Annotated in this window: 19 protein-coding genes and 2 pseudogenes; 9 read left to right on the forward strand and 12 right to left on the reverse strand. The window is 68.4% G+C overall.

Features of this window, described 5'->3' with window-relative positions; genetic code table 11:
- Positions 1–4: 4 nt before the first annotated feature.
- From A3OM_RS0110485 to A3OM_RS0110525, 9 genes are all read right to left on the reverse strand, one after another.
- Positions 5–808 (reverse strand): DUF502 domain-containing protein, encoded by an 804-nt coding sequence (locus A3OM_RS0110485; protein ID WP_043764323.1) that lies wholly within the window; start codon positions 806–808, stop codon positions 5–7.
- 118 nt (positions 809–926) lie between these two features.
- On the reverse strand, positions 927–1,124 hold the full coding sequence (locus A3OM_RS0110490) for a hypothetical protein (RefSeq protein WP_018043714.1): 198 nt from the start codon (positions 1,122–1,124) through the stop codon (positions 927–929).
- Positions 1,125–1,355: 231 nt separating this feature from the next.
- On the reverse strand, positions 1,356–1,703 hold the full coding sequence (locus A3OM_RS0110495; protein ID WP_018043715.1) for a nitrile hydratase accessory protein: 348 nt from the start codon (positions 1,701–1,703) through the stop codon (positions 1,356–1,358).
- Positions 1,703–2,368 carry a nitrile hydratase subunit beta gene (gene nthB, locus A3OM_RS0110500; RefSeq protein WP_018043716.1) on the reverse strand — a complete coding sequence of 222 codons (666 nt, stop codon included), beginning with the start codon at positions 2,366–2,368 and terminating at the stop codon, positions 1,703–1,705. The genes A3OM_RS0110495 and nthB overlap by 1 nt, the downstream gene beginning before the upstream one ends.
- Positions 2,365–3,006 carry a nitrile hydratase subunit alpha gene (gene nthA, locus A3OM_RS0110505; RefSeq protein WP_018043717.1) on the reverse strand — a complete coding sequence of 214 codons (642 nt, stop codon included), beginning with the start codon at positions 3,004–3,006 and terminating at the stop codon, positions 2,365–2,367. The genes nthB and nthA overlap by 4 nt, the downstream gene beginning before the upstream one ends.
- Positions 3,007–3,152: 146 nt before the next feature.
- Positions 3,153–4,199 (reverse strand): endonuclease/exonuclease/phosphatase family protein, encoded by a 1,047-nt coding sequence (locus A3OM_RS0110510; RefSeq protein WP_018043718.1) that lies wholly within the window; start codon positions 4,197–4,199, stop codon positions 3,153–3,155.
- A gap of 189 nt (positions 4,200–4,388) precedes the next feature.
- A complete protein-coding gene (gene glmS / locus A3OM_RS0110515; RefSeq protein ID WP_018043719.1) occupies positions 4,389–6,215 on the reverse strand; it encodes a glutamine--fructose-6-phosphate transaminase (isomerizing) in 1,827 nt (608 codons plus the stop codon).
- Positions 6,216–6,449: 234 nt separating this feature from the next.
- Complete coding sequence (gene glmU / locus A3OM_RS0110520; RefSeq protein WP_018043720.1) at positions 6,450–7,853, reverse strand: bifunctional UDP-N-acetylglucosamine diphosphorylase/glucosamine-1-phosphate N-acetyltransferase GlmU; 1,404 nt, start codon at positions 7,851–7,853, stop codon at positions 6,450–6,452.
- A gap of 136 nt (positions 7,854–7,989) precedes the next feature.
- On the reverse strand, positions 7,990–8,229 hold the full coding sequence (locus A3OM_RS0110525; protein ID WP_018043721.1) for a hypothetical protein: 240 nt from the start codon (positions 8,227–8,229) through the stop codon (positions 7,990–7,992).
- A 275-nt stretch (positions 8,230–8,504) separates the two neighbouring features.
- Between A3OM_RS0110525 and A3OM_RS0110530 the strand changes: the two genes are divergently transcribed.
- Both A3OM_RS0110530 and mdoH read left to right on the forward strand, forming a co-directional pair.
- Complete coding sequence (locus A3OM_RS0110530) at positions 8,505–10,082, forward strand: glucan biosynthesis protein D (protein ID WP_245257780.1); 1,578 nt, start codon at positions 8,505–8,507, stop codon at positions 10,080–10,082.
- The gene (gene mdoH, locus A3OM_RS0110535) at positions 10,070–12,220 is read left to right on the forward strand and encodes a glucans biosynthesis glucosyltransferase MdoH (protein ID WP_018043723.1); all 2,151 of its coding nucleotides are present in this window, start codon (positions 10,070–10,072) and stop codon (positions 12,218–12,220) included. The genes A3OM_RS0110530 and mdoH overlap by 13 nt, the downstream gene beginning before the upstream one ends.
- A gap of 215 nt (positions 12,221–12,435) precedes the next feature.
- Here the strand turns inward: mdoH and A3OM_RS0110540 are convergent, their stop codons facing one another.
- Positions 12,436–12,849, reverse strand: coding sequence for a flagellar biosynthesis repressor FlbT (locus A3OM_RS0110540; protein WP_026175923.1), 414 nt, complete (start codon positions 12,847–12,849; stop codon positions 12,436–12,438).
- Between the two features lie 241 nt (positions 12,850–13,090).
- Here A3OM_RS0110540 and A3OM_RS0110545 point away from each other — a divergent pair, with 241 nt between their 5' ends.
- The 6 genes from A3OM_RS0110545 (at position 13,091) to A3OM_RS0110570 (ending at position 18,282) form a co-directional block, all read left to right on the forward strand.
- Positions 13,091–15,553 carry a flagellin gene (locus A3OM_RS0110545; RefSeq protein WP_018043725.1) on the forward strand — a complete coding sequence of 821 codons (2,463 nt, stop codon included), beginning with the start codon at positions 13,091–13,093 and terminating at the stop codon, positions 15,551–15,553.
- Between the two features lie 717 nt (positions 15,554–16,270).
- A complete protein-coding gene (locus A3OM_RS0110550) occupies positions 16,271–16,513 on the forward strand; it encodes a hypothetical protein (RefSeq protein WP_026175924.1) in 243 nt (80 codons plus the stop codon).
- Between the two features lie 115 nt (positions 16,514–16,628).
- On the forward strand, positions 16,629–16,847 hold the full coding sequence (locus A3OM_RS23780; RefSeq protein WP_018043727.1) for a hypothetical protein: 219 nt from the start codon (positions 16,629–16,631) through the stop codon (positions 16,845–16,847).
- Positions 16,844–17,620: a hypothetical protein gene (locus A3OM_RS23785; RefSeq protein WP_018043728.1), complete on the forward strand. Its 777-nt coding sequence runs from the start codon at positions 16,844–16,846 to the stop codon at positions 17,618–17,620. Before A3OM_RS23780 ends, A3OM_RS23785 begins: the two co-directional genes overlap by 4 nt.
- 100 nt (positions 17,621–17,720) lie before the next feature.
- Entirely contained in the window at positions 17,721–17,933 is a 213-nt protein-coding gene (locus A3OM_RS0110565; protein ID WP_018043729.1) for a hypothetical protein, read from the forward strand.
- Between the two features lie 160 nt (positions 17,934–18,093).
- Positions 18,094–18,282: an Rmf/CrpP family protein gene (locus tag A3OM_RS0110570; protein ID WP_018043730.1), complete on the forward strand. Its 189-nt coding sequence runs from the start codon at positions 18,094–18,096 to the stop codon at positions 18,280–18,282.
- 809 nt (positions 18,283–19,091) lie between these two features.
- Here A3OM_RS0110570 and A3OM_RS0110575 read toward each other — a convergent pair.
- The gene (locus tag A3OM_RS0110575) at positions 19,092–19,637 is read right to left on the reverse strand and encodes an MFS transporter (protein WP_018043731.1); all 546 of its coding nucleotides are present in this window, start codon (positions 19,635–19,637) and stop codon (positions 19,092–19,094) included.
- Between the two features lie 123 nt (positions 19,638–19,760).
- Here A3OM_RS0110575 and istA point away from each other — a divergent pair.
- Positions 19,761–20,375: pseudogene (gene istA, locus A3OM_RS23790) on the forward strand (IS21-like element ISMex39 family transposase); the annotation flags it as partial.
- Between the two features lie 30 nt (positions 20,376–20,405).
- Here the strand turns inward: istA and A3OM_RS23795 are convergent.
- Positions 20,406–21,613: pseudogene (locus A3OM_RS23795) on the reverse strand (IS3 family transposase).
- Positions 21,614–21,755: the final 142 nt, after the last annotated feature.

Here is a 21,755-nt window from a genome sequence, read left to right on the forward strand (position 1 = left end):
CGTTTCACTCCGTGCTGACGAGCTTCTCCTGGCGACGTGACGAGGCTTCGAGCGCCGCCTCCGGCCCGGTGGCCTGCCCGTTCTGAGCCGCACGGATCGATGCCGCCATGGCCTGCAGCCTGACCTGCGGGTCCTCCGGCTGGATGACCCCCGCCGACATGACCAGCTTGGCCGCGTCATCGATGCTCATGGGCACTTCGATGATGTCCGCCCGCGGCAGGTAGAAGAAGAACCCCGTCGTGGGGTTGGGCGCACAGGGCAGGAACACGCCCACATGGTCGTTCTCCTCGCCGAGCGCCGTCTGCACGTCGGGGCCGGCCGGCGCCGAGACGAACACCACCGACCACGTTCCCTTCACCGGGAATTCGACCAGGCCGACGGTGCGGAACGACGTGCCGTTGGCCGAGAACAGCGTCTCGAAGATCTGCCGCAGACCCTTGTAGAGGCCCGAGATCACCGGGGTGCGCGCGAGCAGCACCTCTCCGAACTCCACCACGCTGCGGCCGACGAGATTGGCGGTGAGGAAGCCGAGCAGCGTCACGGCGATGAAAGCGATGACGAGGCCGATGCCCGGAATCGAGAAGGGCAGGTAATGGTCCGGCAGGTAGCTCGCCGGCACCAGGGGCTTCACCCAGCCGTCGATGAGGCTGATGAACCACCACGTGATGTAGATCGTGATCGCCAGCGGCCCGGCGACGATGATGCCGGTGAGGAAGTAGGTCCGCAGGCGGCTCTTCTTGCTCACCCGAGGCGGCGGCCGTGCTCCGGCGGGGTCTGGTTCCGGCGACGGGGTGAGCGTTTCGCGCACGGGCGGCCTGTCTCGTGGGAGGCCGATCGTCAGCCTGCATGACAAGGGTTAGCGGGTCGGGCGTGTCACCTCAAGCGCGAGGAAGCGCCCCCTGCCCCGGATGATCCGAGGCCGAGGATCACGGCTTGGTCTCGCCGAGCGCCGCCTCTGCCGCCAGCGCCCTCTCCTTCCACGCATCCCGCTCCGCCAGGGCCTCCTTGAGGGCGAGTTCGGCGCGCTGAGCCCGCACGGCGCTGGCCGAGGCCAGGGCTTGGGCCCGTTCGCGGGCGCGGGTCTCGCCGGCCATCTGGACCTTGAGGTCGCGCGGCGTTGCCATGGTCGTGTCCGTTCTCGTCGGGGAGGGAAGTGGCAGGATGCCCCGCCGACGCTGCTTGTGCCAGATCCATGACGTGACGCGAAGGCGCGGAAGGCCTGTGCCGGCACCCCGTCGTCCCGGGGCCGCGTAGCGGAGCCCGGGATCCAGAAATGCAGGAGGTTCAGACCCTTACCCCGCCGGCAGCGGCATGTCATAGGCGGTCGCCCTGCCCCGTCTGGGGGCTGGGTGTCCTCAGGGCGACGGATGCGGGTCGTTGGCCAGCCGGATCGGTTCGCCGTGCGGGGTCGCGGCGGCGGCGCGCAGGAAGGCGTCACTGCGGGCCTGGACGCTCGCAGAATCGGTGACACCGCGTTCGGCGAGCAGAGCTTCCAGGGTCGCGAGCCAGCGTCCGTAATCGGCCGCCGCTTCCGGCTTCCCCTCCGGCTGGATGGTGCGCCCGAGGGCGCGCGCCCATTCCTCCTGCGTGAACAGGCCTCGCTCCTGCAGGGCGACCACCAGGGCGAAGACCTGCGCCTCCCAGGGTTCCGCGAACGGTCCCGGATCGTCTGGCCGGCACATGGCGGTCATTGTGGCGGTCATTACGGCGTCCCCGGCAGGAGGTACCCCTCGAAGGCGGCCACGGTGACGCGCCCGCCCGGGTCGGCGCTCGCCCCCCACAACTCAGCGGCCTCGAACCCCACCGTGTAGAGCCATTGCGGCGGGGCATCCCGGCCCTCCGCGCTGGCATCGGGCAGGACGAAGGCGCCGTGGATCCGCTCGATGACGCCACGCCGGCCCCGGACGTAACGGGGTAGGCGGGTGTGGCCAATGGGGTGGTCGTTGCGGGTCAAGACGGGGTCGCGTACCGCATATAGAGCCGGCGCATCCGGCGGCCGGTCGCTGGGGAATCCCGCGGAGAAGCGGGGTGCGATCTCCTCGGCACGCAGCACCCGTTTCACCGGGCTCGCCGGCCCGGCGCTGGCGCCCGCGGCGATTTCTTCTTGCGTGGCAAGGCCATGCGCGACGACCTGCGCTTCGAGGGCAGCGAGCCAGATCTCGTAATAGCTCGACGCGAGGTACTCCGCCGGGGGCAGCGATTCCCGTGCGGCGCGGCTGCCGTCCAGGGTCCATGTACCGGTATAGCCCACCGCCAGAGCCAAGGCGAAGACGCGCCGTTCCCATTCCGAATGAAAAACCGGCTCGTTCGCCTCCGGCATGACGGTGCCGAATCCGTGGCCGCCGCCGAGATCCTGCGCGCCGTTCATTGGGCCGTCTCCGGGGTGAGCGGCAGCCCGGTGCCGATCATGGAATCGCGCGTGACCAGGGCGGCGAGCTCGGCCTCGCTGAGGGATTCGGTGCCGGCGGGGCGGAGGGGCAGGACCATGAACCGGGTCTCGGCGGTGGAATCCCACACGGTGATGCGGGTCGCCTCGGGAAGGGTGAGGCCGAACTCGGCGAGGACCCCGCGCGGGTCGAGGACGGCGCGGGCGCGGTAGGGCGGCGCCTTGTACCAGACCGGCGGAAGCCCGAGCACCGGCCAGGGATAGCAGGAGCACAGGGTGCAGACGACGAGGTTGTGGCTGTCGGCCGTGTTCTCGACCACCACCATGTGCTCGCCGCCGCGCCCCCCGATGCCGAGTTCCGCGATGGCCGGCGTCCCGTCGGCGAGGAGCCGTTCGCGATAGGCCGGATCGGTCCAGGCGCGGGCGACGACACGGGCGCCGTTATGGGGGCCGATGCGGGTCTCGTACATCTCGACCAGCGCGTCGAGGGCGTCGGCCTGGACGTAGCCCTTCTCCAGAAGCAGCGATTCCAGCGCCCTCACCCGCGCCTCGATGGGGCTGAGGGCGCTGCCATGCGCGTGGTCCGGATGGTCGTGGTGATGGTCGTGATCGTGCGCCATGGCGTCTCGTCCTGTGCCCGGAACGGCTTTCACGTCGGTTGTCCGGCCCGGAGGCCGGCAAGCACGAAGCACGGGGCGCGCCGGGCGATGTGCGAGCGCCAGTCTGATACCGGAGAGGCACCGTGTCGACACCACCTCGCAGAGCCTCAGCGCACGGCCTCGATGGCCTCCTGGGCATCGCGGTGATCCTCGGCGGTGGCCTCGGGCTTCTCCTGCCGGACGGGGGCCTGCGGCGCGGCGCAGAGGCTGACCGTGATCGGGAAATGGTCCGATCCGACGCCGGGCAGCCGTTCCATGTGGCCGAGCAGGAAGTGCTCGCTGAAGAAGACATGGTCGAGGGGCCAGCGCATCACCGGCCATTGCGCGTGGAAGGTCGCGAACAGGCCGCGGCCCCGGCGCGGATCGAGCAAGCCGCTGATGCTCTGGAACAATTGGGTCGTGCGGGACCAGGCCACGTCGTTGAGGTCGCCGGCGACGATGGTGGGACCTGGCGCTTCTGCGACTTCGCGGGCGACGATCACCAGTTCGGCGTCGCGCGGCGCGCTGCTATGGCCGGGATGCGGGGGGCGCGGATGCAGGCCATGGAGCCTCACCGTCTCGCCGTCCGGCAGCACCACCTGCGTGCGCAGCGACGGCACGTCGTCTTGGAGCAGGAAGCGGATTTCGGGGCCGCGCAGGGGAAGGCGCGAGTAGAACAGCAGGCCGTAGGTGTTGTCCTGCGGCTGCTCGACCCGGTTCGGGTAGAGCGCACGCAATGGGGACATGGCCTCCTGCCAAGCGGAATCGGTCTCCAGCAGCAGGACGAGATCGGGCGAGCGACGCGTGACGAGATCGAGGGCCGCGCCGTAATTCCTGTTCGTCTGCAGGACGTTGAGCACCACGAGGCTGAGCCGGGCTCCCGGCTCGCAGGCTTTGGCCGCCTTCGCCTGGGTGGCGGCGAGCGGCGTGAAGGGCAGGATGTAGCGGACCTGCATGACCAAAGCCGCCGCCATGGCGAGGGCGAGGACGAGGGAGGTCGTGTCCCTGGAGACCAGAAGGAGGCCGGCGAGGCAGGCCGCCAGCGCCACCGCGATCTGGAGCCGGGGGAAGTCCAGGCTGCGGATGAAGCCGAGATTGGTCTCGATCAGGGGCAGCACCGTCGCTGCCACGAGCAGACCGGCGATGCCCTGCAGGGCGAGCGTGAGATACGTCAAACCTGGTCTCCGCCGCCGTGCGCCCGTCAGGGAGCCGCCCAACCGGGCCATTCAATGGGCCATGCCGCGTCGTCTCGCGCGACCGCCACGCGGCCCCGTATGACCGCCATGCGACCCCCGCTTCGACCGCCACGCGACCCCGTTTCGAGGCGCGCCTGACAATCGACGGATTCCGGTGGCGGTTCCGGCCTATTCGACCGTCACGGATTTGGCGAGGTTGCGCGGCTGATCGACGTCTTTGCCCATGAACACGGCCGTGTGGTAGGCGATGAGCTGGATCGGCACGGCGTAGACGATGGGAGACACGACCGGGTCGAGGTCGGGCATGGTCACCGTCGCCATGGTGTCGAGGCCGGCGGCCGCCGCGCCCTTGGCGTCGCCGATGAGGATGATGCGGCCGCCGCGCGCGGCCACCTCCTGCATGTTCGACACCGTCTTCTCGAAGATCGCGTCGTGCGGCGCGATGACGATGACCGGCACGCTCTCGTCGATGAGGGCGATGGGGCCGTGCTTGAGCTCGCCGGCGGCGTAGCCCTCGGCGTGGATGTAGCTGATCTCCTTGAGCTTCAGCGCGCCTTCCAGGGCCATCGGGTAGCTCGTGCCGCGGCCGAGATAGAGCACGTCGCGGGCCTTCGAGACCTCGCGGGCGAGAAGCTCGATCTCGCCTTCCAGCTTGGTCGCGTCCGCCATCAGGCCCGGCACGGTGATGAGCGCGTCGACGAGTTCGCGCTCGCGCTCGGCGCTCAGGGTGCCCCGCGCCCGGCCCGCCGCGATGGCGAGGCACAGCAGCACCGTGAGCTGGCAGGAGAAGGCCTTGGTGGAGGCCACGCCGATTTCGGGGCCGGCGAGCGTCGGCACCACGGCCGAGGCTTCGCGGGCGATGGTGGAGGTCGGCACGTTGACCACCGCCAGGGTGTGCTGGCCCTGGCTCTTGGCGTAGCGCAGGGAGGCCAGGGTGTCGGCGGTCTCGCCCGATTGCGAGATGACGAGGGTCAGGCCGGCCGTGTCGAGGGGCGGCTCGCGGTAGCGCGCCTCGGAGGCGACGTCGATCTCCACGGGCAGGCGCGCCAGGGATTCGAACCAGTATTTCGCCACCAGCCCGGCATAATAGGCGGTGCCGCAGGCGGTGATCGAGAGCCGCGAGAGGTCCTTGAAATCGAACGGCAGCGCCTCGGGCAGGGCGACCCGGCCGTTGGCGAGGTCGACGTAATGGGCCAGCGTGCGGCCCACCACCTCGGGCTGCTCGTGGATTTCCTTGGCCATGAAGTGGCGGTGGTTGCCCTTCTCGACCCGGTAGGCCTGGGCGACGATGCGCTGGCGCTGGCGCGAGACCGGATTGCCGTCGATGTCGCGGATCGCGGCGCCCTCGCGGGTCAGCACCGCCCAGTCGCCCTCCTCCAGATAGGTGATTTCCTCGGTGAAGGGGGCGAGAGCGAGGGCGTCCGAGCCCAGATAGGTCTCGCCTTCGCCGAAGCCGATGGCCAGGGGCGCACCGTGGCGGGCGCCTATGAGGAGATCGTCGTAGCCGGTGAAGATGAAGGCCAGGGCGAAGGCACCGCGCAGGCGCGGCAGGGCGGCGGCCACGGCCTCCACCGGGCCCAGCCCCTTGTCCATCTCGGCGCTGACGAGCTGGGCCACGACCTCCGTGTCGGTCTCGCTCTCGAAGCGCACGCCGCTGGCCTGCAGCTCGGCCTTCAGCTCGCGAAAGTTCTCGATGATGCCGTTATGGACGACGGCCAGCCGCGCCGTGGCATGCGGGTGGGCATTGGTCTCGTTGGGGCGGCCATGGGTGGCCCAGCGGGTATGGCCGATGCCGATGGCGCCAGGCAGCGGCTCGTCGCGCAGCCTGAGTTCGAGGTTGGAGAGCTTGCCCTCGGCCCGGCGACGGTCCAGCCGGCCATGAGCCAGGGTGGCGACCCCGGCCGAATCGTAGCCCCGATATTCGAGGCGGCGCAGGGCTTCGACCACCTGTCCCGCCACCGCCTCATGCCCGACGATGCCAACGATTCCGCACATGGTCGCTTCTCTCACACGAGGGGCCGGGCCGGAATGGCGGAAGCGGGACAGGCCTCCGACGTCTCCGACCGGGATATTGGCGGTGGCCCACGCAAGGAGCGGCCCAAGCCTTCTGGAAGGGCCTTGTACCGGATCGGAACACGATCCGGCCAGGGCTCCTGCCGTCATGCCATATCCGAGGCCGAATTTGGCTCAATGCCTACATTCATACTTGTTAGCAAAATACTGAAGAGACTAGTTTTTCTTGGATCGAGACGCCTTCATCGCCTGCAGCGCCGCCCGCATCCCGCTGGCCATGCCCTCGATGATGCGCTGGCGGCTGCGGGCGATGGCGAGGGCATCGGCCGGCACAGAGGAGGTGATGACCGAGCCCGCGCCGACGATGGCCCCTGCACCCACGCTCACGGGCGCCACAAGGGCGGTGTTCGAGCCGATGAAGGCGCCGGCCCCGATCTCGGTCCGGTGCTTGTTCACCCCGTCGTAATTGCAGGTGATGGTGCCGGCTCCGACATTCGCGCCCGGCCCGATCTCGGCATCGCCGAGATAGGTCAGGTGGTTGGCCTTGGCGCCCTCGCCGAGGCGGGCGTTCTTCATCTCGACGAAATTGCCGATGCGCGAGCCGGTCTCCAGCACCGCGCCGGGACGAAGCCTCGCATAGGGGCCGATATGGACGCCCCGCGCCAGGGTCGCGCCCTCGAGATGCGAGAAGGCATGGATCACGCACCGGTCGCCGACCGTCACGTGGGGGCCGAACACCACATGAGGTTCCACGAGAACGTCCCGGCCCAACACCGTGTCGACACTGAAGAAAACCGTTTCCGGCGCCACCAGGGTGGCCCCGCCGATCTGGGCCGCGCGGCGCAGGCGGGCCTGGATCGTCGCCTCGGCGACGCTGAGCTGGACCCGGTCGTTGACGCCCTGCGCCTCGGCCTCGTCCACGGGCACCACCGCCACGGCGAGCCCGTCCTCCACGGCGAGGGCGACCGCATCGGGCAGGTAGTACTCGCCCGCCGCGTTGGCGTTGCCGATCCGCGTCAGCAGGCCGAGGGCATGGGGGCCGGAGAGTGCCATGAGGCCGGCATTGCACAGGGTGACGGCGCGCTCCTCCGCGCTCGCATCCTTCTCCTCGCGGATGGCGAGCACGCGCCCGCCCTCCGTCAGCACCCGTCCGTAGCCGGTGGGAGTCTCCGCCGTGAAGGCCAGCACCGCCACTGCAGCCCCATCGGCCAGGGGCGCGCGCAGGCGGGCGAGGGTGGCCCCGGTGACGAGGGGGGTGTCGCCGAACGCGATGACCACGTCGTCGGAGCCCGCCTCCAGGGCTTCGCGGGCGGCGAGCACCGCATGGGCGGTGCCGAGGCGCTCCACCTGCGGATGGACCGACGCTCCGGGTGCGGCCCGCGCGATCTCGGCGGCGACCGCCTCCTGCCCCGGCTCCACCACCACGGCGATGCGGGTCGCCCCGGCCTCGCTCGCGGCGGCGAGCACGTGGCCGAGCATGGTCCGCCCAGCCACCGCATGCAGCACCTTGGGCAGGTCGGAGCGCATCCGTGTGCCCTTGCCGGCGGCGAGCACGATGGCCGTGAGGCTGCGTCCGCCCGTCCTGGCGGGCTCGGTCGAATGGGGGGTCTGCGCCGTCATCGTCGCTCCGCCGCTGTCGGGCCGGGGGCCGGCTCGCGTCCTGTCCGGCTGCGCTACTGCGTGGCTTGTCGGGTAGCAAGCCTGCGCGGCCGGCAAGCCGGGCGCGCTGACGGAGATCCGGTCCGCCCCGTCGCGGTCACTGGCTCTTGAGGATCAGGGTGATCAGCACGGCGGCCACGCAGACGAACATGACGACCCCGAGGACCAGGCTCGCCAGGGTGGTGGTGGAGATGTAGGTGCCGGCGACGGTTCCCAGCATGCGCGTGACGCCGCCTCCCGCCGGGGAGGCGGCGTCACCGGGGTGGCCGCAGCCCGGACAGGCGAGGGCCTGCGCGGAGACCTGTCGCGCGCAGGCAGGGCATGGGATGAGCGCCATGAGGTGCCTCGTGTGAGGTGAACGACCCACGGAATCTGTCACAAGCGCGGCCATTCGGCCAGTCCGAGCCCCCTCGCCTGCCGTGCCCGGCGCTGGCCGGCCGCTCGCCCGTCGGAAAATCCGCGTTCCGTTGAACGGTTTCGGTTCCTTCCGGCTTAAGGTTGGGTTCAGGCCGTGCCGTGGTAAAGCCGGGACATACCGCATCGCACCCCGCGCCTTCCCGCGCCGACATTACAGGTCCAATGACGCCGACGATTCCGGGACTTCGCCGCGCCGTGACAGAACCCTCCTCCGCTGATCCCGTGGTGACGGGACCGCAGGACCGGAGCCGCCGGGAGCTTTTCCTGCAGGCGAGCGCCGCCGCGCTGGCTCTCTCCCTCCCCGGCACCGCCTCGACCGCCTGGGCGGACGATGCCCCCGCCCTCCCCGCCGAGGGCGCGCCGTTCCTCGGCCATACTTTGCCCGACCTGGCCCGCGCGCTGGCCAAGCGCCCCTACGCCGCCCCCCGCACCGACGACCTACCCGGTGCCCTGACCGGCCTCAACCGCGAGCAATACAACGCCATCCGGACCGTGCCGGGCAGCGCGGTCTGGGCGAACGAGGCCTTCGGCTTCACCCTCGAGCCCCTGCATCGCGGCTCGGTCTTCACCGGCCGCGTGGCCCTGGCCCTGGTGGAGGACGGCACGGTGCGGCCGCTGGCCTACGATCGCTCCCGCTTCGAGGCGGAGGGCATCGCCCTGCCCGAGTTCAAGGACGATCCCGGCTATTCGGGCCTGCGCATCCGCGCCCGGTTCGATGGCGGCGAACTCACCGATTTCGCTACGTTCCAGGGGGCCTCGTTCTTCCGCCTCGTGGCCACTGGCCAGGGCTTCGGCGTCACCGCCCGCGCCCTCACCCTGCGCCCGGCCGATTCACGCGGCGAGGAGTTTCCCGAACTACGCGCCATCTGGGTCGAGCGTCCCGGTCCCGGCGGCCCGCTGGTGCTGCATTGCCTCGTCGATTCCCCCTCGGCCACCGCCGCCCTGCGGATGAGCCTGCGGCCCGGCGGCGCCTCGCTCTGCGATGTCGAGGGCGCGGTGTTCGCCCGCGCGGCCATCGATCATCTCGGTCTCGGCGGCATGACCACGAGCTACCTCTTCGGCCCCTACGACCGGCGCGGCGCCGACGATGCCCGCGCCGGCGCCTATGCCTCCACCGGCCTGCAGATCCGCACCGGTGCCAACGAGGCGATCTGGCGCCCGGCGCGCAACCCGGAGACGCTGCAGGTCTCGTCCTTCGTCGACGAGAACCCCAAAGGGTTCGGCCTGATGCAGCGGGCGCGCAGCTACGCCGATTTCGAGGACGACGTGCAGCATTGGGAGTGGCGCCCGTCGCTCTGGCTCGAACCCTTCGGCAATTGGGGGCCGGGCGCGGTGACGCTCCTCGAAATCCCGAGCGATTCCGAGTTCAACGAGAACATCCTGGCCTATTGGCGCCCGAAGGCGACGCTGGCGGCGGGCACCGAGCATGCGTTCAGCTATCGCCAGCATTGGTGCTGGCAGCCACCGGAGGCGCCGCCCGTGGCGCTCGTCTCCGGCACCCGCAGCGGCAAGGCGACGGGGAGCAACCGCCGCCTGTTCCTGGTGGATTTCACCGGCGACATCCTGTTCGCCGATCCGGACCTGCAGCCGACGCTGCTGACCTCGCCCGGCACGGTGGCGGCTCCGACCCTGTACCGCTATCCCGACCGTAAGACGGTGCGGGTCTCCTTCGAGCTCGACACGGGCGGCGAGAAGACCTGCGAACTGCGCCTCGTGCTCAAGCGTGGGGAGGCCCCCGTCACCGAAACCTGGCTCTACCGGTGGACACCCTGAACACGCACGCGCTTCCCCCCACCGCCCCGGCTTCCTTCCGGCCCGCGATGCCGCCCGAAGCCCCGCTGCCCATGCCGGTGCAGGCGCTCGACCGCTGGGACACCGCATCGGGGCACCGTCCGGCCAAGCCCGCGCGGCGGCCCTGGGCCGCCCGCGCCTTCGTCTTCGGCGGGGCGGCGCTGCTCACCGCCTACGGCGCCCTGGAGATGTACGAGGTCGTGGCCGTCTCGGGCGGGACGACGGCGCTGCAATACGTGCTGCTCGTGCTCTTCACCCTGAACTTCTCCTGGATCGCCCTCTCCTTCATGAGCGCGATCCTGGGCTTTGCCACGCTCCTGCGCCGGCCGAAGGCTCCGCTTCCGCCGACCCGGCTCGCCACGAAGACCGCCATCGTCATGCCGGTCTACAACGAGGCCACCGCCCGCACCTTCGCGGCCGTGGAAGCCATGCGGGCGGAGATCGACGCCACCGGCCACGGCGCGGCCTTCGACTATTTCGTCCTGTCGGACTCGACGCAAGGAGACGCCTGGATCGCCGAGGAGCGCGCCTTCCTCGATCTGCGCGCGCGCTGGGGCGAGGATGCGCGGCTCTATTACCGGCACCGGGCGAAGAACCACCACCGCAAGGCCGGCAATATCGGCGACTTCGTCTCGCGCTGGGGCGGGGCCTACGACCACATGCTGGTGCTCGACGCCGACAGCCTGATGACGGGCGCTTGCGTGGTGCATCTCGCCGCCGCCATGGAGGCGGACCCGGATTCCGGCATCGTCCAGTCGCTGCCGCTCATCATCAACCGCAACACCCTGTTCGCCCGCGTCCAGCAATTCGCCGCCCGCATCTACGGCCCGGTCATCGCCACGGGCCTCTCCGTCTGGTCGGGCCGCGACGGCAATTACTGGGGCCACAACGCCATCATCCGCACCCGCGCCTTCGCGGAGGCCTGCGGCCTGCCCGACCTCAAGGGCAAGCCGCCCTTCGGCGGCCACATCCTCAGCCACGATTTCGTCGAGGCGGCGCTGATCCGGCGGGCCGGCTGGAGCGTGACCATGCTGCCCGCCCTCCCCGGCTCCTACGAGGAGAGCCCGCCCTCCCTCATCGACGTGGCGGTGCGCGACCGGCGCTGGGCGCAAGGGAACCTGCAGCACAGCCGCGTCATCGGTGCGGCGGGCCTGACGCTGGCCTCGCGCCAGCATTTCGCCACCGGCATCGCCGGCTACGTCGCCTCTCCGCTCTGGCTCGGCCAGCTCGTGGTCGGTATCGCCCTGGTGCTCCAGACCGCCTATGTGCGGCCGGAATATTTCACCTCCGAATTCGGGCTCTACCCGGTCTGGCCGCGCTTCGACCCCGTGCGCGCGCTCCAGCTGTTCGGGCTCACCATGGGCATCCTGCTGGCCCCGAAGCTCCTGGGGCTGATCCTGGCGCTGATCGACGGGCCGGTGCGCCGGGCCTCGGGCGGCGCCATCCGCCTCGTCCTGTCGAGCCTGATCGAGACGATCCTCTCCGCGCTCATCGCGCCCATCGCCATGCTGATCCAGTCGGGCTCGGTCTTCGAGATCCTGGTGGGGCGCGACACCGGCTGGAACCCGCAGCGGCGCGACGACGGCTCGATCCCCTTGCGCGACATCGTCCGCCGCCACCGCTGGCACATGGTGCTGGGGCTGGTGACGGGCATCGCCGCCTTCGCCATCGCCACCTCGCTGTTCCTCTGGATGTCGCCCACCATCCTCGGCCTCGTCCTGGCGATCCCGATCTCCTGGGCGAGCGGCCAGCTCTCCTGGGGCCTCGCCCTGAAGCGCCTCGGCCTGCTGATGACCCCGGAGGAGCGCGACCCGCCCGCCATCGCGTCGAGCGCCGGGGCGATCGCCGCCCGCAACGCCGAGGCCGGCCTCGACGAATCGGATGCGATCCGCGCCCTCCACGCCGATGCGGGTTTCGCCGAGGCCCATGCCCTGATGCTGCCGGAGATGCCCCAACGCCCCCGCGGCGTGATCGACACCGACCGCGCCCTCGCCCAGGCCAAGGTGGTGGAGGCCGAGACCATCGCCGAGGCCGCCGAGTGGCTCAGCCCCAAGGAGCGCATGGCCCTCCTCCACGACCGCGCCCTCCTCGACCGCCTCACCCGCCTCGCGCCTGCGTGAGCTACAACAGTCACGCATGTCGCGGGATGCGCTGACGAGCCCTCCTGCCCACAAGGGGGAGAGGGACGCGGTCTGCCTACGAGAGCAGATGTGTGAACCCGGTAGCCTGCCTGAGACCGGGGGGCGTCCGGACCCGGAGCCGGGCTCCACGAGAGCCTGCCGCATCGGGATTGCCGATGCCAACCCCCTGCCCGCTCGGCGGCCGATTAGAAGAATCAGTCGGCGCTTCCCGAATCGGGCGCCTGGGCGAGGCGGTCGGCCAGGGAGGCCTCGTACTGGATGAGATCCTTGCCCCGCTTCATCGCCCGGTAGAAGTCCCGCGCCGCCACATGGGCGTTGATGTCCCGGACATAGGGGGCCGTGCTCGGCACCGCCTCGAGCAATTCGCTCGCCTGGGCCACGAACAGGTTCTCGATCTCCGACACGTCGTCGGAGAGATAGAGCACCGTGAGGGTCAGGTAGAGGCGCTTGCAGGCCGTATCGGCCTCGCTCTCCGTGATGATGTCGGATTCGCGCAGGAACTTCGTCATCGTCTCGATGACGAAACTCGACCGCCGCGACCCGTTGCGGATCGCGGCTCCGCCGATCAGCAACCGCTCGAACGGCTTGAGTTCGATCTTCAGGGGCATGACCGGTCCTTCGGGTTCGGGTGGGATCATCGATCCGGGCGGTTAACAATACGTCACCGCTTTGGCCGGGGTTGCTTGGTCGAATCCGGCATCGCCCCGGAGGTCGCGAAGATGAGGAGAATGCAGCGGATTTCTCACATGTTTCGTTGACTGTCCGCCTTAAGACCTTCGCAACGTCCTCGTGGTTTGGTGACGTCGCACCCAAAAAAGGGTGCTTCCAGATCAGAATGGATCGGACCACATGTCTTCAGGCATCACGCTCACCGCGGCAACGCGTCAGAACCTGCTCTCGCTGCAGGGCACCGCCGACCTCCTGACCCAGACCCAGAACCGTCTGTCGACGGGCAAGAAGGTCAACTCGGCCCTCGACGATCCGACGAGCTTCTTCACCTCGCAGGCCCTCTCGGGCCGCTCGGGCGATCTCGGTTCGCTCCTCAACGGCATCTCGAACGGCGTCCAGACGATCCAGGCCGCCAACCAGGGCATCACCTCGATCCAGAAGCTGGTCGACTCCGCCAAGTCCACCGCCAATCAGGCGCTGGCAGACAAGAGCGCGACGACCAGCGGACTCGCAGCGACTGCCGCGTCCGTGAACGGCAGCAAGAGCTTCCAGGGCCTTGCCGGTACCGCCGACGGCACCCAGGATTTTTCGACGCTGGGCAAGGACGGCTCGCTCGACATCACCATCGGAACTGGTGCGGCTGCGAAGACAGCAACGATTCGGCTCGATTCCTCCACTTTGACGAGCGCTGGTACCGACCTCACCAAAGTCACCGCCGGTCAGGTCGTTTCAGCGATCAACAGCCAGATCGCCAACAACGCTGATCTGAAGGGCAAAGTCTCGGCGTCGCTCGGCTCCGATGGACGCATTGGTTTCTCGACGACCAGTGCGGGATCGACCCAGCAGTTGACCGTGGCCGGCTCAAAGGGATCGACTCTCGATATCGGCTTCGGCAAAGCGTCGAGCGCCAAGGTCGCGACCCTCACCGCTACCGGCGCGAACGTTGCTGCCGCGACCGATTTCTCGGGCGGCGGTTCGGCGGCTTTCACCGTGAATGACGGTCTGAAAGCGGTGTCGGTCAAGATCGATCAGAACAGCGCGACCGATGCCAACGGCGGAACGGTCGGGACATCGGGCGACCAGACGGAAGTCCTGGCAGCCATCAACAAGCAGCTCAAGGACGGTGGATCGACGGTCACGGCGAGCATCAACTCGGGCAACAAGCTCGTGTTCTCCTCGACGGATTCCGGCCCCGATGCGCAGTTGACCGTGACGCCCAGCGCCGGTGGTGTCGATCTGGGCTTTGGTGGCGCATTCACGCCTGTGGCCGGCACGGCCTCGGGCAGCGGCGCCACGGCTGCTTCCACGGGTTCCGTCACCCTTGGTGCGAACACCGATCTGTCGAGTGGTAAATCCGCGACGTTCACCGTCGGGAACGGCACGAATTCGACGACCTTTAAGATCGACAGCACCAGCCTCGACGCGAGTGGCACGGCGCTGGGTGACAACCCTGCCAAGGCTAAGCTGCTCGAGGCGATCAACGCCAAGATCACGGCAGGCGGCGTAACGGGCATCACCGCTAGCGCAGCGACTGGGCTCGCCTTCACCGGTACCGGCGTGACGGTCGCCGCCAGCTCCGACACGATCGGTCTCGGTTTCGGCACCAATGCGGCGACGAGCGCGGGTACGCCTTCAGCCGGAACCGGCACTGCAGCCATCGGCCTGTCGTCGACGGGTTCCGATGCCACTGACGGTTCCGCCAAGGCCGTGGTCAACGGCACTGCAGCCCTGACGGCTGGTCTCGACCTCAGCACCAAGAACGCCAACTTCACCATTCAGCTCGGGACTGGTCCGGCCAAGACCATCAAGATCGACAACACGACCGGGACCACGCCGGCGACGACGACCAAGCAGCAGATCGTCGACTCCATCAACAAGCAGATTGGTGCTGATACGGGTCTTGCCGGAAACGTCGTGGCCAGTCTCGATGTGAATGATAAGCTCGTGCTGAGTTCCACGACTGCTGGCGCCAGCCAGAAACTCACGATCCAGGCAGCGCAGGGTGCGACAGCTTCCCTGAACGCCGATATTGGTTTTGGCCTTCAGTCCTCCAGCGTCGCGGGCCAAGGTCCGGCCACGGCTATGTCCGGCTTTGGCAAAGACAGCACCGGCTCGACCAACACGGTCCGTCAGACTCTCGCAAAGCAGTTCAACGAAATCCTGAACCAGATCACCCAGCAGGCCAAGGATTCGAGCTATAACGGCATCAACCTGCTCTACCGGAGCGGCGACGATGCCAGCGAAAACTCACTGAAGGTGACCTTCAACGAATCGGGCTCCTCCAGCTTGACCATCGCCGGCTCCAAGCTGGATGCCGACGGCCTCGGCCTCACCGCCTCCACCGGCGGCTTCCAGACCGATACGGAGATCAGCCAGACGCTGACGGCCATCACGGCGGCCACCAGCCAGCTTCGTACACAATCCTCGACCTTCGGCTCCAATCTTTCGGTGGTGCAGAACCGTCAGGACTTCTCGAAGAACCTGATCAACATCCTCGACACCGGCTCGGCCAACCTGACGAACGCGGACCTCAACGAGGAAGCCGCCAACTCCCAGGCCCTGTCGACCCGCCAGTCGATCGGCATCTCGGCCCTCTCGCTCGCCAACACGGCGCAGCAGGGCATCCTGCAGCTCCTCCGCTAAGCGGATCAGCCGTCACGACGATGAGCGGCCGGGGGAAACCCCGGCCGTTTCTTTATGCGTAGACCGTCCCTCCCCCGCGCGCACCTTTCTCCGGCGACGAACCGCGCCGCCACCGCCTTCGGCAGGCTGCGGAGCGTCTCCAGCTCGGCATGCGCCTGTCGGACGACGCCGTCCTCATGCTGGGGCGACGAGCCGGCCAAATGGCAAACGGCCCGACGCCCGCGTTCACGCGGTTCCCCGCCCCCATCGGTCACCCTGCCCCGCACCCGCGTCCACGGCTTGCGCCACAGGCGCCCGGCGTTCCTCCCGGGATCCTTGCAGACCGGGATCGCGCAAAGCGGCCGGCACATTCCGGCATCCGTCCTCTCCCGCGATGCCGCGACGCTGCCCCGCGCGCGGACACAGGCGCTCGAACACCTCGCGGGATATGGTGGTGGCCTGGATTCGGGCGTGGATGGAGGGGTCGTGCCTCGCTGGGGGTCGGCATCCGAGAGCGTGCCGAGACAGCGCAAGGATCGACCGACACGATTTCACGCTTCGAAGCGGGGGAAGAGCTGAAGGGCCGGGGGTGAGGCCGAGGAAGCGGGCGCCAGACGCTCGACGTGGCTGCTCCGGTCTTTCGAGGGGACGAAGGACCCGAGCGGAACCAGCCCGAGAGCCGCCACCTTTGCTCTTGTGGAGGACGCCTCGCGTGAGGCGACCGCAGGAGGCATGTCCATGCAGAGCAAGCTCACGAAGACGATCATCGGCGCCGTCATCGCCGTCGCCCTCGCCGCTGCCGTGTCCTATGGGCTCATCAACCAGCAGACGGCGGATCAGCTGCAGACCAAGGCGAACCAGACGCTGTCAGACGGTCAGACCGCCCCCGGCCCGGCTCCGCAACAGCCGTCGCCGGCGCCGCAGAGCCCCACCCAGCAAGCGCCGACGCAGCAGAGCCCCGCTCCCGCACCGCGGCCGTGACAGTCGCGGATCGGGCGCCGGCGGCACGCCCGCTTTCCGCCGGCTGAAACCGCCCGGTAACCCTCCGGCTTTAGGCCTCGTTAGGCTTGAAACCGCCGAACCGAGACGGATACCGATGACCAGGGACCAGCTTGCCGCCGAACTGTCGCGCATGGCGAAGATGCAGATCAGCGATATCACCCGGGCCGTGAAGAGCGGCGACAAGGCCATCGCCTTGAACGAGGTGAGCGACCTCGCGCTACGCTTGAACCAACTCGCCGATGCCATCGCGGGCGTACCGGCCCCGGCACCGGCGCCTGCGGTCTCCCGCGCTCGCGTCCTCGACCCGGCGTGACCGCTGCATCGGAGTGGCGTGCGGAGCGGAACGAGCGCTCCCGCGCCCGGCTGGAACGGGCGCTCCCGGCCGTCTTTCCCGCGCCCGTCCTGCAGCACGCGCTGTCCCGCCCGCTGCTGCCGCCCACACCACGGCTCGCCGTCGAGAGCTACTGGCGCAACCACGTCCACCGTGCCGATCGCCTGGCGCGGGCGCTGGCCACGCGCTCGGGCCAGCCGGAGGGATGGACGTGGCGCTTGGGAACAGAGAAAGGCTCGGGCCTCGCCGCCACCTTCCGGATGCCGCCCTCTCCCTATCGCGAGCCCGCGCATGCCCGCGGCCCCGGCCATTGCTGCATCTGCGGACAGCCGGTCTTCCGCTTCGGCTGGCACAGGGATCTGTGGGGCACCGGCACGCCGAACAAGAACGCCCGCTGGCATTCGGCCTGCGTCACGGCCTGGAAGTTCTGGGCCGCGCCCAGCGACCAGGTGAAGGTTTTGAAGGCGCATCAGCGCCATCGCTGCGCCGCCTCCGGGAAGCGCCTGCTGAAGACGGCCGAAATCGACCATCGCACGCCGCTCTATCGCGTCTGGCGCGAGCACCGCGATGCCCCTTGGCCCAAACTCCTGGCCTACTGGGGAGCGCCGAACCTTCAGGTCGTCAACCGCGTTGTTCACGTGGAGAAATGCAGCACGGAGGCAGGCGAGAGGGCGCATCAACGGCGTGCCCTCGTGTCCGGGGTGTGCCTCGATGTGGAGCCGGACGGCCTGATGCTTCTCCCGACGCAGGCTTGAGCCACCTGTCGGAGAACATGTCGATCGCGCCCGCCCATCGGGTGCCGTGGTGTCGAGGATAGCAGCGCGGTGCGTCGCCGTGCCAATCGGAGGAATCCAAGTGACGGACGACAAGGCCGGCCATCAGGATCGCAAGGACACCAAGGCGGCCAAGGCCGCGGAGCGCGCGGACATCGCCGGTCAGGTCTGGGAAGAGGTCAGAGGCCGGGAGACGGCGCGTGACGATCAGATCGTTCGCCTGAAGGCTCAGCGTCTCGAGCGCGATGCCGCGGATGCCGCCGCCGCAAAGCCCCCGGCCAAGCGGTCGAAGTGAGCGAACCTGCTTAGCTTTTTGATGTGTCGCAGGTTTTCATCGCAGAACCGGGGCCCACGTCTGCGAAACCGTCCTGGACTCTGCCCGAACCTTTTGGCCGCGGGATCATCGGACGAGGGGGCGGGTTGATCGATGACAGCCACACCCCGGAGCCAGTCTCATGGCCGACATCCGTCACGCGTATTCCGATCCCATCGAGCAGGGCGCCCAGGCGCGGATCCACGGTCACCCCAAGGATGCCTGCCCCTATCCCCGCGACAGCGAAGATCGGACCTCTTGGATGGAGGGCTACGACGGTACGCCGCGTGAGGATGGGCCCGATATGCCATCCGGCGAGAGCCGCCGCTGAGCCTTCCTCAGACCAGATGGCTGTCCGGCCCCAGGGAGCGGGAGGTAAGAGGAAAGCCGAGACGGGGACTGCTCGAATGGTCCTGTGAACGCAGAAAAAGTCCGGCGCGTCATCACGGCGGCCGGGCTTTCGGTTTGGCAGATATCTCGGAGGAGCGGGTTCGCGGGGCTAGCTCAGGCCACGGATGCGCTGCCAATCGGTCAGCTCACGGCTTCGGGCATCGTAGAGAGCCCGAAGTTTGGTTCCCTCTTCCCCACGGCCCGCCGGTTGGTTCGAGACTGCATTGACCATCTCGTCGCCGAACCATGCCGCAAGCTCTGCAGCCCAGGCCGCGTCGGCAGCATGGAGACGGCTGGCTGTAACCGATAAGAAGGGGGCGGGCCTCGGGCGGGCTTTCGCTTTCGTCATGTGCGCCGAAACGGACGAATCGTTGCTCCGGTTTCAGACGAAAATACAAAATTTTCGGTGTCGCTCAGGCATTGCCGACCCGGAGGCGGCCCGGCGAGGGTATCAGTGGCGATCCGCCAACGGGGCGGGCGCTCGACGAACGCTTTCAGCCTCACGCCCCGCGCCGACGTCACCCTGGCATCGATCCGGCCCTCGAGGCGGCCGATCACGTCGGTTCGGGGGACATCGACCTTGAACGCGTTCCGCCGCTCCAGCCGACCCAGGTTTCCACCCAAGTCATGGACGTGAAAACGAGCGAACACTCATGGTCGTCAGCGAAGGCGCCCCGGCGTGATTTCTTTCTTTCCGTGATTGAGCGGGCAAACACGGATGCCGGCGAAGGACTCACTGGCGGGCCGCCTTCACACCGTGCGTGATCCGTCAGCGGAGCGCCCCATACACAGCGATGATCCAGCGGCGACCACAAGCAGGGGGATACCTGTCCACGGCAGCCCATCCGCCCCCACACTGTCGAGGATGGCGCCGCCCAAGACGGCTCCGCCGAAAATGGCGATGTTCCATGCCGTGACGATCATGGCCTGGGCCACGTCGGCCGCAGGACCGGCAGCACGCGACGATGCGGTCTGAAAGAGCGTCGCCGACCCGCCGAAAGCCAGTCCCCAGATCAGTGCAGCCCCGTAGATCGCCAACGGTGCTTCGGTCGTCACCGCAAGTATCGAGACGGCCACGAGAAACAGGCCTATGCCGGTGAAGGTCAATGGTCGCAGCCATGTGTCGATCGGCATGCCCGTCAGACCGATACTGACAAGTGCGGAAACCCCGAAGACCAGAAGGACCCTGTCGATCTGTCCAGCCATGAGATGGCCGGCCAGAAGCGGCGCGATGTAGGTGTAGAGGAGGTTGTGGGCCAGGACGAAGCAGAGCGTCACCGCCAGCACCGGCCGCACCCCCGGTGTGTTTCGGCGTGCAACTTTGACCCCGTGAGGTGGGGGATCGGCGTCCAATTCCGACCCCCTAACCTCGTTCTGGCAGACTGCCCTCCGGTACGGCCGGAAGGGTGGTGTAGGGGGATGAAGGGCGTGGACACGATTGCGCGCATCCGGCGCGAGTTCTTCACCCGCGGCCGCGCGATCAAGGACATCGTCCGCGATCTGCACGTCTCCCGCAACACGGTCCGGAAGGTCATCCGATCGGGGGCCACCGCCTTCGCCTATGAGCGTGAAGTGCAGCCGCTGCCCAAGCTCGGGCCGTGGCGCGACGATCTCGATCGGATGCTGACCACCAACGCCGGCAAGTCCGCCCGCGAGCGGCTGACGCTGATCCGGATCTACGAGGCGCTGCGCGGGCTCGGCTACGAGGGCGGCTACGATGCCGTTCGCCGCTATGCCAAAACCTGGAAGCGCGAGCGCGCCTCGGTCACGGCCCAGGCCTTCGTGCCGCTCATCTTCGCCCCGGGCGAGGCCTACCAGTTCGACTGGAGCCACGAGATCGTGCTGATCGGCGGCACGACCGTCACGGTCAAGGTCGCCCACGTCCGACTCTGCCACTCGCGCATGCTGTTCGTGCGGGCCTATCCGCGCGAGAGCCAGGAGATGGTGTTCGACGCCCACGACCGGGCGTTCGCGTTCTTCCAAGGCACCTGCCAGCGCGGCATCTACGACAACATGAAGACCGCGGTGGAGACTGATCCTCTCCCGATTTTGCGGACACGGTGGTTAGCTCGCGTTCCGCTCGGCTTGCTCGGGGGTGATGTAGCCGAGAGCCGAATGGATGCGCTGCCGATTATAGTAGCCCTCGATGTAGGCGAATAGGTCGCGGCGAGCCTCGTCCCGGGTCGTCCATCGTCGCTGGTGGGCGAGTTCGACCTTGAGGGTATGGAAGAAGCTCTCCATGGGAGCGTTGTCGTAACAGCAGCCCGTCCGGCTCATGGAGGGCGTCGCCTTGATGTCGGCGAGCTGTTTGCGATAGGCCTCGGCGGCGTATTGGCTGCCGCGATCCGAGTGGCAGATGAGGCCAGCCCCCGGTCGTTGCCGTTGGGTGGCCATCATCAGAGCCGCCGACGTCAATTCGGTCCGCATGTTCTCGCGCATGGACCAGGCGACGATCTTGCGGGTTGCGAGATCGAGGACGGCGGCCAGGTAGAGCCAGCCCTCTCCGGTCGGCAGATAGGTGATATCTGCCAGCCAGACCGTATTGGGCAGCGCGGCCGAGAAGAGCTGCTTCAGGAGGTTCGGTGGGATCGGCAGGTCATGACGGCTGTCGGTCGTGCAGGGCCGGAACTGACGTCCTGCCAAAGCCCTGATGCCGTGACGGCGCATCAGGCGTTCCACCCGCCCGCGACTGGCCGTTCGGCCCTCTGCCCGCAGCGCGGCATGCACGCGAGGCGCGCCGTAGCGCCTGAGATGCCCGGCATGGATACGCTGGACGTCGGCCAGGAGCTGACGGTTCGACGCCGACCGGGCACTCTCGGGGCGTGATCGCCAGCCGTAATAGCCGCTCGGGGAGACTTCGAGCACCCGGCACATGAGACGCACCGGCTTGGGTCGCCCGCATGCTGCGCGATGAAAGCGAACGTCACTTGGGCATCTCCGCGAAGATGCCGATCGCTTTTTTTAGGACGTCGCGCTCCATGCGCGTCCGGTCGAGTTCACGCCGCAGGCGGGCAATCTCGGCCGCCTGATCGGACCGCGATGACACCGGGCTCATCGGCGCGGTTCCTGGCAATCCCGCTGGCCGCGGTGGCGGGCAGCCTCCCATCAGTGCCGAGCGCCACTGCCTCAGCATCGAGGGTTGGATCCCGAGTTCGGCCGCGATCTGCATCTGCGGCCGGCCGCTGCTTTCCAGCAGGGCCACCGCCTCGCGTTTGAACTCTGGCGTGACACCAAAGGTGCAGCGAAGCAAACTCGCGTCTCGTCTTGGCCATCAAACACCTTCCCCGCCCGCAAGGAGCGTATCAGAGGTGTTCGCTAAACCGGGGGAGGATCATTATCCCCGGCCTAAGCGACATCCTTGCGCAGCAGTCCGAAGAGATGAGTCCGAACCGGTTTGGGAACTCCCATAACGAT

The sequence above is a fragment of the Methylobacterium sp. 88A genome (assembly GCF_000376345.1).
GTDB classification, from domain to species: Bacteria; Pseudomonadota; Alphaproteobacteria; order Rhizobiales; family Beijerinckiaceae; genus Methylobacterium; species Methylobacterium bullatum.

Coding starts and splice junctions, on each gene's coding strand:
- A3OM_RS0110490 (WP_018043714.1), bottom strand. CDS start 1,124: ATGGCAACGCCGCGCGACCTCAAGGTCCAGATGGCCGGCGAGACCCGC.
- A3OM_RS0110495 (WP_018043715.1), bottom strand. CDS start 1,703: ATGACCGCCACAATGACCGCCATGTGCCGGCCAGACGATCCGGGACCG.
- nthB (WP_018043716.1), bottom strand. CDS start 2,368: ATGAACGGCGCGCAGGATCTCGGCGGCGGCCACGGATTCGGCACCGTC.
- nthA (WP_018043717.1), bottom strand. CDS start 3,006: ATGGCGCACGATCACGACCATCACCACGACCATCCGGACCACGCGCAT.
- glmS (WP_018043719.1), bottom strand. CDS start 6,215: ATGTGCGGAATCGTTGGCATCGTCGGGCATGAGGCGGTGGCGGGACAG.
- glmU (WP_018043720.1), bottom strand. CDS start 7,853: ATGACGGCGCAGACCCCCCATTCGACCGAGCCCGCCAGGACGGGCGGA.
- A3OM_RS0110525 (WP_018043721.1), bottom strand. CDS start 8,229: ATGGCGCTCATCCCATGCCCTGCCTGCGCGCGACAGGTCTCCGCGCAG.
- A3OM_RS0110540 (WP_026175923.1), bottom strand. CDS start 12,849: ATGCCCCTGAAGATCGAACTCAAGCCGTTCGAGCGGTTGCTGATCGGC.
- A3OM_RS0110545 (WP_018043725.1), top strand. CDS start 13,091: ATGTCTTCAGGCATCACGCTCACCGCGGCAACGCGTCAGAACCTGCTC.
- A3OM_RS0110550 (WP_026175924.1), top strand. CDS start 16,271: ATGCAGAGCAAGCTCACGAAGACGATCATCGGCGCCGTCATCGCCGTC.
- A3OM_RS23780 (WP_018043727.1), top strand. CDS start 16,629: ATGACCAGGGACCAGCTTGCCGCCGAACTGTCGCGCATGGCGAAGATG.
- A3OM_RS0110570 (WP_018043730.1), top strand. CDS start 18,094: ATGGCCGACATCCGTCACGCGTATTCCGATCCCATCGAGCAGGGCGCC.